Source organism: Myxococcus llanfairpwllgwyngyllgogerychwyrndrobwllllantysiliogogogochensis (genome assembly GCF_006636215.1).
GTDB classification, from domain to species: Bacteria; Myxococcota; Myxococcia; order Myxococcales; family Myxococcaceae; genus Myxococcus; species Myxococcus llanfairpwllgwyngyllgogerychwyrndrobwllllantysiliogogogochensis.
In genome coordinates this window covers 1-15,821 of sequence record NZ_VIFM01000080.1, presented here as the reverse complement: position 1 = coordinate 15,821, position 15,821 = coordinate 1, and the positions used below count along the sequence as shown (strand labels likewise).

The 15,821-nt window shown below is 69.7% G+C and carries 12 protein-coding genes; all 12 read right to left on the bottom strand.

The features are described 5' to 3' along the window. Positions 1-10: 10 nt before the first annotated feature. The 12 genes from purB to infB all read right to left on the bottom strand — a co-directional run bounded on the left by purB (position 11) and on the right by infB (position 15,712). Positions 11-1,324 (bottom strand): adenylosuccinate lyase, encoded by a 1,314-nt coding sequence (purB, locus tag FJV41_RS20740; RefSeq protein ID WP_141644250.1) that lies wholly within the window; start codon positions 1,322-1,324, stop codon positions 11-13. Then, on the bottom strand, positions 1,321-2,265 hold the full coding sequence (locus FJV41_RS20735; protein ID WP_174464347.1) for an ABC transporter substrate-binding protein: 945 nt from the start codon (positions 2,263-2,265) through the stop codon (positions 1,321-1,323). The genes purB and FJV41_RS20735 overlap by 4 nt, the downstream gene beginning before the upstream one ends. After that, positions 2,262-4,829, bottom strand: coding sequence for a protein kinase domain-containing protein (locus FJV41_RS20730; protein WP_141644248.1), 2,568 nt, complete (start codon positions 4,827-4,829; stop codon positions 2,262-2,264). The genes FJV41_RS20735 and FJV41_RS20730 overlap by 4 nt, the downstream gene beginning before the upstream one ends. 112 nt (positions 4,830-4,941) lie before the next feature. Beyond that, positions 4,942-5,397, bottom strand: coding sequence for a dUTP diphosphatase (dut, locus tag FJV41_RS20725; protein WP_141644274.1), 456 nt, complete (start codon positions 5,395-5,397; stop codon positions 4,942-4,944). A 135-nt stretch (positions 5,398-5,532) separates the two neighbouring features. Further along, positions 5,533-6,543: a M23 family metallopeptidase gene (locus FJV41_RS20720; protein WP_141644247.1), complete on the bottom strand. Its 1,011-nt coding sequence runs from the start codon at positions 6,541-6,543 to the stop codon at positions 5,533-5,535. An 8-nt stretch (positions 6,544-6,551) separates the two neighbouring features. Continuing rightward, positions 6,552-7,358, bottom strand: a complete 807-nt coding sequence (locus FJV41_RS20715; protein ID WP_141644246.1) for a hypothetical protein — start codon at positions 7,356-7,358, stop codon at positions 6,552-6,554. A 163-nt stretch (positions 7,359-7,521) separates the two neighbouring features. Beyond that, entirely contained in the window at positions 7,522-9,693 is a 2,172-nt protein-coding gene (gene pnp / locus FJV41_RS20710; RefSeq protein WP_141644245.1) for a polyribonucleotide nucleotidyltransferase, read from the bottom strand. 376 nt (positions 9,694-10,069) lie between these two features. After that, positions 10,070-10,339, bottom strand: coding sequence for a 30S ribosomal protein S15 (gene rpsO / locus FJV41_RS20705; RefSeq protein ID WP_141644273.1), 270 nt, complete (start codon positions 10,337-10,339; stop codon positions 10,070-10,072). Between the two features lie 209 nt (positions 10,340-10,548). Beyond that, on the bottom strand, positions 10,549-11,424 hold the full coding sequence (gene truB, locus FJV41_RS20700; protein ID WP_141644244.1) for a tRNA pseudouridine(55) synthase TruB: 876 nt from the start codon (positions 11,422-11,424) through the stop codon (positions 10,549-10,551). A gap of 32 nt (positions 11,425-11,456) precedes the next feature. Continuing rightward, positions 11,457-11,816, bottom strand: a complete 360-nt coding sequence (rbfA, locus tag FJV41_RS20695) for a 30S ribosome-binding factor RbfA (protein ID WP_141644243.1) — start codon at positions 11,814-11,816, stop codon at positions 11,457-11,459. After that, on the bottom strand, positions 11,813-12,421 hold the full coding sequence (locus tag FJV41_RS20690; protein WP_141644242.1) for a DUF503 domain-containing protein: 609 nt from the start codon (positions 12,419-12,421) through the stop codon (positions 11,813-11,815). The genes rbfA and FJV41_RS20690 overlap by 4 nt, the downstream gene beginning before the upstream one ends. A 108-nt stretch (positions 12,422-12,529) precedes the next feature. Continuing rightward, the gene (gene infB, locus FJV41_RS20685; protein WP_141644241.1) at positions 12,530-15,712 is read right to left on the bottom strand and encodes a translation initiation factor IF-2; all 3,183 of its coding nucleotides are present in this window, start codon (positions 15,710-15,712) and stop codon (positions 12,530-12,532) included. Between the last annotated feature and the right edge of the window lie 109 nt (positions 15,713-15,821).

The window sequence follows — 15,821 nt, the reverse complement described above, 5'->3', positions numbered from 1 at the left end:
CGGCCGTCCGCTACTCGCTCCGGCCGAAGACGCGGCGGAAGACGTCGTCCATGTGCCGCGTGTGGTAGCCCGGGGAGAAGCAGTCGTTGATCTCCTCGGGCGTCATCATCTTGCGCAGGTCCTCGTCCGCGAGCAGCGCCTGCCGGAAGTCCACGCCCTCCTCGTAGAGCTTCATCGCGTTGCGCTGGACGATGACGTAGGCGGCCTGCCGGTCCATGCCCTTGCGCGCCAGCTCCAGCAGGAGCCGCTGCGAGTTCACCACGCCGCCGAGCAGCTCCAGGTTCTTCTTCATCTGCTCCGGGTAGACGCGCAGGTCCTCCATCAGCCGGGCGAAGCGCACCAGCATGAAGTCCGCGAGGATGGTGGCATCCGGGCCGATGACGCGCTCCACGGAGGAGTGGGAGATGTCCCGCTCGTGCCACAGCGCCACGTCCTCCATGGCGCTCACCGCGTAGCCGCGCAACAGGCGCGCCAGTCCCGTGAGGTTCTCCGACAGGATGGGGTTGCGCTTGTGCGGCATCGCGCTGGAGCCCTTCTGTCCAGCGGTGAAGGGCTCCTCCGCCTCGCGCACCTCGGTGCGCTGCAGGTGGCGAATCTCCACGGCGAACTTCTCGATGCTGGAGCCCAACAGCGCCAGCGCCGTGAAGTACTCGGCGTGCCTGTCACGCTGCACCACCTGGCTGGAGGCGGGCGCGGCCTTGAGGCCCAGCTTCTTGCAGACGTGCTCCTCCACGGCCGGAGGCAGGTGCGCGAAGGTGCCCACCGCGCCGGAAATCTTGCCCGTGGCGATGGTCTCCCGCGCGTGCAGCAGGCGCGTGCGGGCGCGGCGAAGCTCGTCGTACCAGATGGCCAGCTTGTGGCCGAACGTCACCGGCTCCGCGTGGATGCCATGGCTGCGGCCCATCTGGAGCGTGTGCTTGTGCTCGAAGGCGCGCTTCTCCACCGCCGCCATCACCCGCTCCATGTCCTGGAGGATGAGGTCCACGGCGTCGCGCAGCGTCATCGCCAGGGACGTGTCCAGCACGTCCGAGGACGTCATTCCCAGGTGCAGCCAGCGGGCACTGGGGCCCACCCGCTCCTCCATGAAGGTGAGGAAGGCGATGACGTCGTGCTTGGTGGTGCGCTCGATTTCGTCGATGCGCGCGGCATCCGCGGGCGTGAAGTCTCCGGCTTTCTGGAGGCAATCCTCCAGCGCCTCACGCGGGGCCAGCCCCGCCTCCACCATGCCCTCCAGCGCGGCGAGCTCCACATCGCGCCACCGGCGCAAGCGGGCCACGTCGTTCCAGAGGTTGGACATCTCCTGTCGGCTGTATCGCGGAATCACTCGTAGACCTTCACGGCAAAGTCCTTCCGCGCCGCGAACCGGAGCAACTCCAGCACGGACTCGGAGGACGGACCCAACTTCCGGGCGGTGGTGAGATTGATGGACAGGTCCAACCCCTCTGGCTGCGCCACCGCCAGCGCCCCCGGGTCAATCTTCTCGTGGATGATGCGATTGGCCAGCCGGCCCGCTTGCAGGCCAATGGCCATGGGGCTGGGGGACAGCGCGAGGGACGCGCCCTCCTTCACCTGGCTGGGCGTGAGCGCCACGAGCGGCAGCCGCTTCGCCTGCGCGAAGGCGATGAGCTGCTGCACGACGGCGGCGTTGCCCACCGTCTTGTCCGCCACCATCAGCAGCGCATCCACGCGGCCCGCCGCGCCCTCCAGCACCTTCTCCACCTTCCCTGGTGAGTCCACCTCCAGCGGGAGGATGGACAGGCTCCGGGACGCAGCGGACGTCTGCGCCTGCGTCACGGTGCTGGCGGAGAAGCGGGGGTCATGCACCATGCCCACGCGCCGGGCCTTGGGAGCCACCGCGAGCAGCGCCTCCAGCTCCGGCCCCAGGTCACTGGTGAGCGAGATGCCGGTGACGTTGGGGCCTTCCAGTCCGTACTTCTCGAAGTACGGCACCATGGCGAAGAGGACGGGGATGTCCTCGCCCAGGGAGCGGCGCGCGGCGTTGGCGGCCAGTGGCCCCAGGGCCAGCACCAACGCGGGCTTCTGGGCCGCCAGCTTCTTGAAGATGCGCGCGGCGGCGCCGGGACTCTCGTCCAGCGTCATCTCCTGCACCTCCGCGCGCGCCTCCGCGGCGAAGCCAGCGATGACGGAGGCATAGGGCGCCAGGTTGGCGGACTTCACCGCCACCACGCGGGGACGGGCTGCCCCTTGAGCCCCCGCTACCACCGGCACCAGCAGGAGCAGGAGCGCGAGGGTCCGCCCGTTCATGGCTTCACGCTCGCGCAGCACCGGAAGCCGACCGAGAGGGCGGTCTTCTCCGGAGCGATGAAGGCCCGCGCGCTGCACCTCGAGGCGAGCTGCGAGTCGTTGAACGAGCCGCCCTTCTGCACGACACCCCGGTTGGGGACGCGGGTGCTCGTCCACTCCGCCACGTTCCCGGAGAGGTCCGCCACGCCATAACCCCGTGACACGCATTGCGTGAACGTCCCGGAGGGGGCGACCGTGGGAGGCGTTTCCTGGAGCGAGACCTTCGTATTGCACGCGCCTTGAACGTAATCGTCGCCGTATGCGTAGCGCGCGTTGCCCGGTCCCTTGCATGCCTTCTCCCACTCCTCTTCCGTGCAGAGCCGCTTCTCCGCGGCCTCACACAGCCCGCGCGCCTGTTCCCAGGTCACCTCCACCCGAGGACTCCCTCCCCGCTTGTTCGAGTTCGAGTACTCGAACTCGTCCATGCAGAAGGAGTCCACCTGGATGCTTTCCTCGAAAGGCTCCTCCACCTGCCCCTGGTCGTCGTCCCGCGCCTTTCCCCGGCGGAAGTACCCGCCACTCACCACCCGCATGCCATCGGGACACCCTCCCGCCAGCGCGACGAGGGGAGGAGCATTGGCTTCCGGTGCAGCCTGGCGTGCAGACGGCCCTCCCATGGGCACCACCGGCGCTGTCCGCTGGGCCGAGCGCAGGTAGCGCAGCAACAGGTAACCGCCACCGGCCCCCAGCGCGAGCCCGCCCACGGTCAACACCACCATCCAGATGAATGCCGAGCGACGGCGGGAGGCCGAGGACTTCGACGGACGGGTGGACCGGTGGGTGGGCGCGATGCGAGGCGCCGAGCGCGCCGCCGAGGTCATGGGCGAGTCCAACGTGCGAGCGCCCGACATGGAAGGATGGGAGTCGAGCGAGCGAGGCCCCGTGCGTGCCCCCGACACCGCGGGCGACTCCAGTGTGCGCGCGGTGCGGATGGCCGGCACCGGCACCGCGGGCGCCGCATCCAATGTCCGCGACATGGGCCGAGGCCCGGAGGCCGAGGGCGAGGGCGAGGACTCCAACGCGCGCGCCGAGCGGGCACCGGAAACAGCAGGGGCCGGCTCCTGCCCCGCGTCCGACTCCTGGGCCCGAGGCGCCGCGCGCGGCTGAGCAGCCGGCATCGGTCCGGAGGCACGCGGCGCGGGCCCACCCGCCCGAGCGGGCTCGGGGGGCAGGCGCCCACCGTGAGCGGGCTCGGAGGCGCCGCGGGAGGAACGCCCCCCCTGTGACGATTCCGAGGCAGCCCGTCCCTTCGCCGACGCTTCGGAAGCCGAGCGCCCACCTTGAGGCGAATCCATGGCGGCCCGCGCGGCGGACGCGGTGATGAACGGCAGCGCCTGCTCCGTGAGGTGCTGGGATGCGCCGGGGTTCGCGCCGATGATGGCGGCCAGCGTCGCCGCGTCGAGCGGCTGCGTGGCATCGGGCGGAGGCGGCTCCTCCTCGACGGGCGCGGAAGGCTTCGGCGCCGAGGTCACGATGCCCGTGGGCACCGGCATCATGTCCGTGGGCACCGGAGGCGGCGGACGCGCGGACATCCGCACCGCGGCGGCCTGCGCCGAGCCCGCGGGAGGCGGCACGCCGCGCACGTGCGTGGCGACCGCCGCGGGGGCGCGCGCGAGGATGCTGGCGAACTCCGCGTGCAGCTCACCCGCCGTCTTCGGACGGGCCAGCGGGTTGATGTTGAGCGCGCGCCGGTAGAGCGCCTCGAAGGACGTGGGCAGGTCCGGGTGCAGCGACGTCAACCCGGGCACCACGCCCTCGACGGGCACGAGGCCCGCGACCATCTCCCCCATCACCACGCCCAGCGAGTACACGTCCATGCGCGTGTCCAGCTCACCGCCCGCCACGTACTCGGGAGCGACGTAGATATCCGCGCGATGCCCCTTCTGCGCCTGGACGAAGGGAAGCTGCGGCACGGCGAGGCCGAGCCCGTAGTCCGTCACCTTCAGCAGGTCCGGAAGGACGATGACGTTCTCCGGCTTGAGGTCGGAGTGGGGGCCGAAGCGATGGGCCGCGTCCAGCGCCGCCGCCATCTGCGCCAGCAGCGGCTCCACGTCCTTCAGCGAGAAGAGCTGCCCGCGCGAGGCGCGCTGCTCCATCATCCGCCGCAGCGTCATCCCCTCCAGCAACTGCATGGTGAAGAAGGGCCGCTCACCGTCGAGCCCCTCTTCGTAGACGCGCAGCAGGTTCGGGTGGTTGAGCTTCTTGCCCACCCGCATGGAGAACGAGAACTGGGTGCGCTCCTCGGGCTGCTGGACGAGTCGCGGGTGGACCGTCTTCAGCGCGACCTCGACGTCGATCTCCTCGTCCTGTGCGCGGAAGACGAAGCCCATGGGGCCGGAGCCCACCACCTCCTGGATGGCGTAGCGGCCGGCGACGACGTCCCCTGGCTTGTAGGGGGCGCCCTCCAGGCCGCGCTTGCGGACGACACCGGCCGATTGTCGCGCGGCCGCGTCGTACTTCATCCCGCAGGTGGGACAGGTGTCGGTCGTCTCGGGGACGTGGCTGCCGCAGCGGTAGCAGAGCAAAGCAGTCGGACTCCAGGGGCCGGTCGAAGGAGGACCGCGAGCGGGGGTGCGGTCCGGCCTCATATTCTGCACGCTCCCCTGTCATCAAGGAACGATGCCGTCGGCTCTCGCGCTACCGGCCGGTGGAACCGAAGCCGTTCCCCCCCCGCGACGTCGCGTCGAGGACCTCCACTTCTTCCAGCGTGGCGGACGTCACCGGCGCCACCACCAGCTGGGCCACCCGGTCGCCCCGACGCAGGGTGAAGGGCTCGCTGGAGAGATTCACCAGGATGACCTGCACCTCCCCCCGGTAGTCCGCATCCACCGTCCCGGGGGAGTTGAGCAGCGTGATTCCGTGGCGCAGCGCCAGGCCGGAGCGAGGTCGTACCTGCCCCTCGTAGCCCGGGGGGAGCCCCAGCGCGAGGCCCGTGGGAACCGCCATCCGCGCCAGCGGCGCGAGCACCCGCTCCCCCTCGATGTCCGCTCTCAAATCCAGCCCGGCGGCGAGCGCCGTCTCGTAGCGGGGAAGCGGCAAGGGCTCCGGATGGGCACGCACGCGGCGCACCTGCACGGTGAGGAACGAGGCCATGGCGCCGATGTACCACACCCCTGCCCCGTCTCCAGTTCCCGCTCCAACGTCACGGGTAGTCCGCGAAAGCGACGACAGCCCGGCAAGCCCCCAGACCCCGGCACGCTCCCGGACTTCGAGGCCTGGCTGGAATCCTCAGCGCGAGGAATCGCCGGACACGGCGCGGACGGAGGCGCGGAACTTGAGGGGGTCCATGGGCCGGGAGGCGAGTTCCAGCTGGTAGTGGAGGTGGGGCCCCGTGGAGCGCCCGGTGTTGCCGGAGCGGGCGATGAGCTGTCCGCGCTCCACCCGCTCCCCCACCCGGACCAGCAGCTCCGAGTTGTGGCAGTACGCCGTCGTCACGCCACGGCCATGGTCCAGGACCAGGACGCGGCCATTCACCGCGTCCTCGCTCGCGCGCCGCACCACACCCTCCGCCACGGCCGATACCGCCGTCCCCGTGGGTACGCTGAGGTCCACGCCAGTGTGCATCCGCCGCATTCCCAGCACGGGGTGGTGCCGCTCGCCGAAGGGGCTCGTCACCCGGGCGCTCTCCGACACGGGCCACGCGAGCCCGAATGCGGTGGACAACGCCAGCGCCTGCGCCGCGCCCACCGAGGCCGTCTCGAAACCCGGAGGAAGCTGCCGGTTCAGTGACTCCAGCGTCGGCGCGCCACCTTCCGCCACCACGCGCTCCTGGGCATAACGCGCGGGGATGCGGCCGACGAAGAGGGCCGTGAGGCGCGCCTCCTCGCGGGGGAAGTCCGCCTCGAGCGCCGCGTGAAGCCTGCGCGCGGCGACGGGCCCTTCCACCGGGTCCAACAGCCGGTCCATGGGAATCCCCAGTTCCTGGGCCAGCGCGGCGAAGGGCTCCCTCGCTCGCGCATCCAGGCCCTTCAATGCCAGGTGCGTGCCCCAGGCCAGCGACTCCGCATCCGTCAGCGGACGCACCAGGGACACCTCGGGCGCCAGCATGGGCGCGGCCAGCGAGGTGCCCGTCATGCCGTCGTAGTACGCCAGCAGGGGCCGCGCGGTGCTCTTCGAGGAGAAGGCCCAGGCGGAGGCCTTGCGCACCAGCGCGCCCGCGGGCGTGTGGTGGTACGCCGTCCACACGCACAGCACCGCCATGCAGAAGTCCAGCAGCCCCCTGGCCCGGCTCGGGAACATGGCGGTCCTCAGCGCAGGAAGGAAACGAGTGGAGTGGCGTCCAGCACGGCGGCCAGTGCCAGCGGCACCACCACCGCGCAACCCAGGAGGCCTCGGGTGAAGGCCCGTCGGCCGCGCTCCTGTGCGCAGGCCGCGTCCGCGTGTTGAAGGTTGCGCAGCACCGCGCGCCACCCGAGCGTGGCCAGCACGCCCACCAGCGCCCCCACCGCCAGGCCCCTCGCGCCCCAGTCAGCGACCTGGTCCCCCATCAGCTCGCGCCAGGACAGGTACACCGTGCCCTGCATCAGCTTCGCCACCGTGCACGCGCCCGCCACCACCACCGCCGCGGTGGCCAGGGGGCGCAGCCAGCGCATGGGCGTGGGCTGGCGCAGACAGCGCTGCCACAGCGCGCGCCACGAGGGCTTTGCTTCCTGCCCCTCCAGGGCCGCTCGCCACGACTCCGCGGGCTTCACGGCGGCCGCCGTCGCCTCGCGGTAGCCCAGGGCGGGCAGCGCCAGCACCAGGTCCGCGGCCAGCTCCCACGTCAGGGCCAGGATGCGAGCGATGCGCGTGCGCAGCTCCAGCGACACCCACTCCACCATGGGGGCCGTCACGTCGTAGCGGCCCACCAGTCCATCGAAGGCCGCGTCCACGCGGTCCACCACCGCCACCAGCCTGTCATCCAGCGTGTCCGCCGCCGCGTGCACGCCCACCGCCACCAGGGCCAGCAGCCCCAGGGGCATGAAGGCCCACCGGAAGGCGCCCAGCAGGCGCGAGACGTCGGTGACGAAGCCAGTGGAAGTCGAGGGTCCGGCGGGCGGCGGGCGGGGCGGCAACGGGGCCTCCAGAAGGCGGGGCTCGCACCTCCAACGCACGGCCCCCAGCTCCAGGTCTAAGCCAGCGCCCGCCAAAACGAAAACGCCCCCCGCCGCGCGGTGGCGGAAGGGGGCGTTGGAGCTACTCCGGACCTCGTGAGGAGGCCCGGGAGCGAGGCGTCAATCAGGCCTTCGCGTCGGGCTGGGTGGCCTCGGGGGCCGGCTGCGCGGCGACAGCGTCAGCGGCGCCCTGCTGCTGGGTCGCCGCGCGCTCCGCCATCGCCTCCTTGCGCGACAGGCGAATCTTGCCCGTCTTGTCGATGCTGACGACCTTCACCAGCACCTCGTCGCCCTCCCTCAGCACGTCGGAGACGCTCTTGACGCGCTTGTCGGACAGCTCGGAGATGTGGATGAGGCCGTCGGTGCCCGGGAACAGCTCCACGAAGGCGCCGAACTCGGCGATCTTCCGCACGGTGCCCGTGTAGATCTTCCCGATTTCCGCCTCGCGGGTCAGCGCCTGAATCATCGCGATGGCGGCCTTCACGGCCTCGCCGTTCGCGCTGGCGATGTCCACCCGGCCAGAGTCCTCGATGTTAATCGCCGCGCCCGTGCGAGCGATGATGTCCTTGATGACCTTGCCGCCCGGCCCGATGACGTTCTTGATGAACTCGGGACGAATCTGGATGGTGGTGATGCGGGGCGCGTACTGGCTGATTTCCTTGCGGGGCTGCGCCAGCGTCTTGAGCATCTCGCCCAGGATGTGGATGCGGCCCTGACGCGCCTGCTCCAGCGCGCGGCTCATGATCTCCGTGGTGAGGCCGGTGATCTTGATGTCCATCTGGATGGACGTGATGCCCTTGCTGGTGCCGCACACCTTGAAGTCCATGTCGCCCAGGTGGTCCTCGTCACCGAGGATGTCCGACAGGATGGCGATCTTGTCGCCCTCCTTCACCAGACCCATGGCGATGCCGGCCACCGGCGAGGTGATGGGGACACCCGCGTCCATCAGCGCCAGCGTGCCACCGCACACGGAGGCCATGGACGAGGAGCCGTTGGACTCGAGGATGTCCGACACGAGGCGAACCGTGTACGGGAAGGACTCGCTCTTGGGCACCATGTTGCGCAGCGCGCGCTCCGCCAGCGCGCCGTGGCCGATTTCACGACGGCCCGGGCCGCGCAGCGGCTTCGTCTCATTCACGCTGAACGGAGGGAAGTTGTAGTGCAGCATGAAGCGCTTGAAGGACATGCCACCCAGCATCTCCAGCCGCTGCTCGTCATCGCTGGTGCCCAGCGTGGCCACCACGAGCGCCTGCGTCTCGCCACGGGTGAAGACCGCGCTGCCGTGGGTGCGCGGCAGCACGCCCACTTCGTTCGTAATCGTGCGGACCACGTCGTGACCGCGGTCGCCGATGCGGCCACCGTTGACCGTCATCTCGCGCATGTGCTCGTACTTGAGGTCTTCCACCACCTGCTTGGCGTGCTTCTCCACCAGCGGGGAGTAGGCCTCGGCGAGCTGCTCCTTGAGCTTCGCGATGGTCTCCTTCTTCGTCTTGGAGAGCGACTCGTAGCGGGCGCCCTTCTCCTTGATGGCGTAGCCGGCCTTGATGCCGTTCATCGCCAGCTCGCGAACCTTGGAGCGCAGGCCCTCGTCCACGGTGGCCGGCTTGTCGAACGAGCGAACCGTCTTGTTCAGCTCGCGGCGCAGCTCGTCCTGCAGGTCCAGCGCGGGCTGGGCCGTCTTGAAGCCGAAGTCCAGCGCGGCGACCATGTCCGCCTCGGTCACCTCTTCCGCGCCGCCTTCCACCATGACGATGGCCTTGCGGCTGACCGCCATGACCAGGTCCAGGTCGCTCTGCTCACGCTGCTTCGCGGTGGGGTTGGCCACCAGCTGACCGCCCACGCGGCCCACGCGGATGCCGGCGAGGGGACCGTCGAACGGGATGTCCGACACCCACAGCGCCGCGGAGGCGCCGGTGATGCCGTGCACGTCGCCCTCGTTCTCCGGGTCCGCGGAGATGACGCTGGCGATGACCTGCGTCTCGTACGCGTAGCCTTCCGGGAACAGCGGACGCAGGGAGCGGTCCACCACGCGGGAGGCCAGCGTCTCCTTCTCCGTCAGCCGGCCCTCGCGCTTGAAGTAGCTGCCGGGGATGCGGCCCGCCGAGTACAGCTTCTCCTGGTACTCCACCGTCAGCGGAAGGAAGTCGATGTCCTTCTTCTCCCGCGCGCTCACCGCCGTCACGAGCAGCATGGTGTCGCCATAGCGCACCACCACGGAGCCATCCGCCTGCTTGGCCAGACGACCCACTTCGATGCTCAGCTCGCTCTCGCCAATCTTGACGCTCTTCTTCAGCATGTCCTTGCCTCGGTATTCTTCGGGCGAGGACCCCACCGCACGCACCTGGCCCGCAAGGGACCTGGCACCCCGGGAGGGCCCTCGGGGTGTATGAGCGGTCGCCAAGGCCCGAAACAGGCACATGACAGGCAACCGCCAGCCTGTACTGCGGAAGGGCGCTTGCGGAGCGCCGGAGGGATGTCTCGGAACTTTTGATCCCTGATCGCACCGGCCGACAACCGTGTCAGCCGGTCCGAACGGAAACCAAAACCTCCGTCGGCACCACTCCCTCGCCCGCCACCACCCACCGCTTCTCAACTGCTTCTCTGCTGCCACTTCAACGTCTGAAACGCGCGGGGCGCTGGTTGAACCAGCGCCCCGGGTCCTGCCGAGATGCCTACTTGCGGATGCCGAGGCTCTCGATGAGCTTCTTGTAGCGGGTGACGTCCTTCGACTTCAGGTAGTCCAGAAGCCGGCGACGCTGACCGACCAGCTTCAGCAGACCGCGGCGGGAGTGGTGGTCCTTCTTGTGCGTCTTGAAGTGCTCGGTGAGCTGGTTGATGCGCTCGGACAGCAGCGCCACCTGCACTTCAGGGGACCCGGTGTCCGTCTCGTGGGTCCTGAACTTCGTCACCAGCTCCGACTTGCGCTCCTGATGCAGCGACATGTGATTCTCGTCTTTCGTACCCCGCTCCGGAGTGATTCCACTTGAGTCGCCCAGGTCCGCGGAGGGGTACAGACCGGGTCTCATGCTCCACTTCTAACGAGCGGGGGGCTTATAAGCTTCACCCTACCCAGGGTCAACCTTGGCCGCCTGCCCGTGCGCCTCACGGGGGGTGGAGCGTGTGAAGACGCACAGCCGGGGGGCAGCCGGGCCTAGACGAGCACTCGCAGGTACCGCAGCCGTCCGCCCACGCCCTCCGCCACCGCCAGCAGCGCGCCGTCGGGGCCCGTCACGCGCAGCCTCCCTGGGCGCAGCGAGGAGGGAGAAACCTCCACCGGCACGCCGTGCGACACGCGCTTGGCGTCTTCGGCCCCTACCCGCACCTCGGGCAGGTCGACCAGGGCCTCGGCGATGGGCACCAGCCGTGAGGCCAGCGTCCCGTCCTTCAGCAGGGCAGGCACATCCGCCAGCGGCAGCGAGCGTGCCAGGGGGAACGGCCCGCTGGCCGTGCGCCGCAGCGCTTCCAGGTGTGCCCCGCAGCCCAGCACTCGTCCCAGGTCGAAGGCCAGGGTGCGCACGAAGAAGCCCTTGGAGCAGCGCACGGACAGATGGAGCCGGTCCGCGGAGAAGTCCCGCAGCACCAGTTCGTACACCGTCACGTGGCGGGCGGCGCGCTCCACTTCCTCACCCGCGCGGGCCAGCTCGTACAGGCGCTTGCCGGCCACCTTCACCGCCGAATACATGGGCGGGATCTGGTCGAAGCTCCCCCGGAAGCGCGACAGCGCGGCCTCCAGGAGTGCGGGCGTCAACACGGGCACCGGCGCGCGCGCCGTCACCTGCCCCTGCGCGTCCTGGGTGTCCGTCTCCGCTCCCAGGCGCACCGTGGCGTCGTAGGCCTTGTCGCCCTCGGTGATGAAGCCAGCCACCTTGGTGGCCTCTCCCAGACACAGGGGCAACACTCCGGTGGCCATGGGGTCCAACGTCCCCGTGTGGCCCACCTTCTTGATCTTCAACAGCGAGCGCACCTGTCGCACCACGTCGAAGGACGTGGGGCCAGAGGGCTTATCGATGACGAGGACGCCGTCCATGTCGCGCCAATATTGTGGGCCCGGGGCTGGAACTACCAGCCTTCCTTGCTCCGGACCTCGCGAAGCAGACGGTCGATCTTGTCCCCCTCGCCCACGGATTCGTCGAACGAGAAGAAGATCTCCGGCGACACGCGCAGGTTGACGGCCGACGTGACGTGGCGGCGCACGAAGCCCTTGGCCGCCTCCAGCCCCTTCTGCGTGTCCGAGCGCTCCTCGGCCGTGCCAATCATCGAATAGAAGACACGGGCCACACGCAGGTCCGGGGAGACCTTCACCCCGGTAATCGTGATGTAGCCGATGCGCGGATCTCTCAGCTCGCCCCGGGTCAGCAGGTCGCCGATGGCCACCTGGATTTCCTGCCCCACTCGCTCGGGTCGGGAATGCGTCGTCATTTCTTCTCCCAGTCTCGCGGGTTGCGCAGGGAGCGGGCTCGAACCCGCGCCTCGTCCAGCGTCATCCGTCCACCGCCCGACGGTGACGGGCGACCCGTACCGGGGTCGCCGTCGTTGTCGCCGTCATGACGGCGCTCCCACTCACCCAACCCCTCGGCCTCCGCCAGGGAGGCCCGCTCGCCCCGCAGGAAGCGAGCGATCGCCGCCTCCGACTGGGCCGCCGCCGCTTCCGGCGACAGCGGTGCTTCGTCTTCGTCGTCCAGAGCGGACCGCGGGGCCCTGGAATCCGCGGTGCTGCCCGCGGCGAAGAGCTGATCTCCAAAGGCGAGGATTTCCGTCTCCCGCGCCATCAGCGGGGCCACGTACATCTCCTCGATGAAGTGGATGACCTTCTCCAACTGCTCGTCCACGTGGCGGCGGTCATTGCCCACCACCGAGAGGGCAAGCGAGGCCTTCTGCCAGAGGTCCTGGTCGTCCACCTCGGCCACGGCCACGTTGAAGCGGGCCTTCACCCGGTCCGTCACCCGGCGCAACACCTGTCGCTTGGACTTCAGCGAGCCGCTGTCCGGAATCTGGAGGGTCAGACGTGCGACACCTACGAACATGCCAATCCCCCGACCCCGGGGGACCTGGCGACTGCGCGAGGCCCCCAGGGCGAAACCTCCCCGGGAAGGTGGGGCCTTCCCGGGGGCGAGAGGACACGCGGCGGAAGACTAGGTGAGGCTCTGCCGGGTCTCTTCGATCTCGTAGGCCTCGATGATGTCGCCGGCCTTGAGGTCGTTGAAGTTCTCGATGCCGATACCGCACTCGAAGCCCTGAGCGACCTCCTTGACGTCGTCCTTGAAGCGCCGCAGCGACGCCATCTTCCCGGCGAACAGCTGCTTGTTCTCGCGGATGAGGCGAACGATGGCGCCTCGCTTCATCACACCATCCAACACCGCCGCGCCGGCGATGGTGCCCAGGCGAGGAACGTTGAAGGTGTTGCGGACCTCCGCGCGGCCCAGCTTCTTCTCCGTGCGGATGGGCTCCAGCAGGCCCTCCATCTCCAAGCGCACCCCGTCGATGAGCTCGTAGATGATGGTGTAGCTCTGCAGGTTGACTTCCTGAGCCTTGGCCGCGGCCTCCGCACCCGACTCCGGGTGGACGTTGAAGCCGAGCACCACGCCCTTGGAGGCGGCCGCCCTCATCACGTCGCCCTCGGTGATGGCGCCCACTCCGGAGTGGACGACCTCCACCTTGACCTTGTGGGTGGAGAGCTTCTGGACGGCCTGCTTGACGGCCTCGGCCGAGCCCTGCACGTCCGCCTTGATGACGACGCGCAGCTCCTTGGGACCGCCGCCCGCCTTCGTCTTGGCGAACAACTGCTCCAGGGACTCACGGCTGACCTTGCCGAGCTCGGTCTGCCGCTCCTTCATGTTGCGGTGCTCGGCGATCTGCTTGGCCGCCTTCTCGTCCGCCACCACGTTGATGGCGTCGCCCGCGGTGGGAACACCGGACAGGCCGATGACCTCCGCGCAGTAGCCCGGCTTGACTTCCTTCACCATCTCGCCGCGGCTGTTGTTCATCGCGCGGACTCGGCCGTAGTGCGAGCCGGTGACGACGGCGTCGCCCAGCTTGAGCGTGCCTTCCTGCACCAGCACCGTGGCGACCGGGCCACGGCCGCGGTCCAGCTTGGCCTCGATGATGGCGCCGACCGACGGGCGGTTCGGGTTGGACGTGAGCTCGAGGACCTCGGCCTGCAGCGCCAGGTTCTCCAGCAGCAGGTCCAGGTTCTGCTTCGTCTTGGCCGAGACGGGAACCATGATGGTGTCGCCGCCCCACTCTTCCGGGACGAGCTCGTGTGCGGCCAGGTCCTTCTTCACGCGGTCCGGGTTGGCGCCGGGCACGTCCATCTTGTTGATGGCGACGACGATGGGGACTTCCGCCGCCTTCGCGTGCTTGATGGCCTCCACCGTCTGCGGCATCACGCCGTCGTCGGCGGCCACCACCAGCACCACGATGTCCGTCACGTTGGCGCCGCGGGCGCGCATGGACGTGAAGGCCTCGTGACCCGGCGTATCCAGGAAGGTGACGTCACCCCGCGCGGTGGTGATGCTGTACGCGCCGATGTGCTGGGTGATGCCGCCCGCCTCGCCCGACGCCACGTTGGCGCTGCGGATGGCGTCCAGCAAGCTCGTCTTTCCGTGGTCGACGTGGCCCATGATGGTGACGACCGGCGGACGCGGACGCTCGTCCTCGGGACGGGCCTCCACCTCGGGCAGGTAGTCTTCCACCTCGAAGCCCACGCGCTCGATCTTCCAACCGTAGTCGCTGGCGATGGTCTCCGCCGTGTCGGCGTCCACCAGCTGGTTGGCCGTGGCCATCTTCCCCTGCGCCATCAGCTTCTTGATGAGCTCCGCGCTGCGGATACCCATGCGCTGGCCCAGGTCGGACACCGAAATGCCCTCCTGCAGCTTGATGACCTTCTTCTCCTCGGCCATCTGGGTGATCTGCGTCTTGGCGCCCTTCTTCGTGGGCTTCTTCTTCTTGCCACGGATGGGGATGGTGACGCGGCCCCAGACCATGTCCGTCAGTTCCTGCTTGGACACGCTGGTCGTATCGCCACTGGTGCGCTTGCGCTGACCACGCTCCTTGTTCTTGGAGACGTCCACCAGCTCGCGGCCCCGGCCCAGATGGTCCGGAACCACCTTGTACTCACGGCGCTCGGGGATGCCCGCGCGGCCCGGCGCCATGGGGTACTGCTTCGCCTGGCCGGCCGTGGGGGTGACCCGACGCACCTGGATGAGCGGGCGCGAGATGACGACGGCCTGCGTGGCCGTGGGACGCGCCTGACCGCCCGTCGGAGACACCTGGGCGTGCGGCACACCGCCCACCATGATGGTGGGACCCTGCGGCGCGGCGGTGCCACCCGCGGAGGCCTGCGCTCCAGGAGCGGAGCTGGGACGCACCGGCCCCTGGCCGGGACGCGTGCTCTGGCTCTGGTACGACGGATAGCTCGGACGACCACCCGGACCACCGGGACGCCCACCCGGACCGCCCGGACCACCGGGACGTCCACCCGGACCGCCCGGACCACCGGGACGTCCACCCGGACCGCCCGGACCACCGGGACGTCCACCAGGACCACCCGGGCCACCCGGACGACCACCGCCCGAGGGACCGCTCCGCTGCCCGTAGCCCGGCGCGGGGCCCCGAGACACGACGGTCGCGGACGAAGACGGGGGAGAAGACGTCCGGACAGTCGGCGGAACCGGCGAGCGCGGAGGGGGTTGGGGCAAGTGGGTACTCTCCTGAGAAGGGGAACGAGGCTGCGCGGCGGCAGCTGGGGGAACGGCGGGGGCGCGAGGCGCCTCGACCGGGGCCTTGGGAGCCTCCGTTGCGGCTGGAGGCGTGGCGGCCTGAGCGGGCTGCTGCTCGGTCACCGGGGAAGCCGTCGGAGCCGCGGGCGCGGCGGTGACGGCGGGAGACTCCTCCACGGAGGGAGCCGGAGCCGTCTCGACAGCGACGGGCGGGGGCTCCACGGCGCGAGGCGCCTCCTCGGGAGGCTGGTAGGCCTCGACGGGGGGATGAGCGGACTCAACGGGTCCGGAATCGTAGTGGTCATGGGAGTCCGCGGAGTGCGACTCCATGCCCGCTTCGGCGGAGCCCGCGGGCGGGCCCACCTTGCGGCGCACCACGAACCCCTTCGCCGTCACGGGAGGCGCTGCCTGCTTCGGCTTGCGCTTGTCCAGGATCTTCTGGACGGCGGCGGTCGCCTGGTCGTCATCGAGGGAGGACGAATGGCTCTTGACGTCGTAACCGAGCGCGGACAGCTCGTTTACGACCTCCTTGTTGTCGAGCTCAATGCCGTGGCCCTTGAGCTCCTTGGCGATTTCGTGGACGCGCTTCTTCGACATATTGCCCTTGTTGGCCTGCCGCACCCGGCGACTCCGGGGCGCAGCACCCTAGCTCAAACCCGAAAATGTGTGCGAGTGGTCCTTAACACCCACTCCCCCCCAACACCCC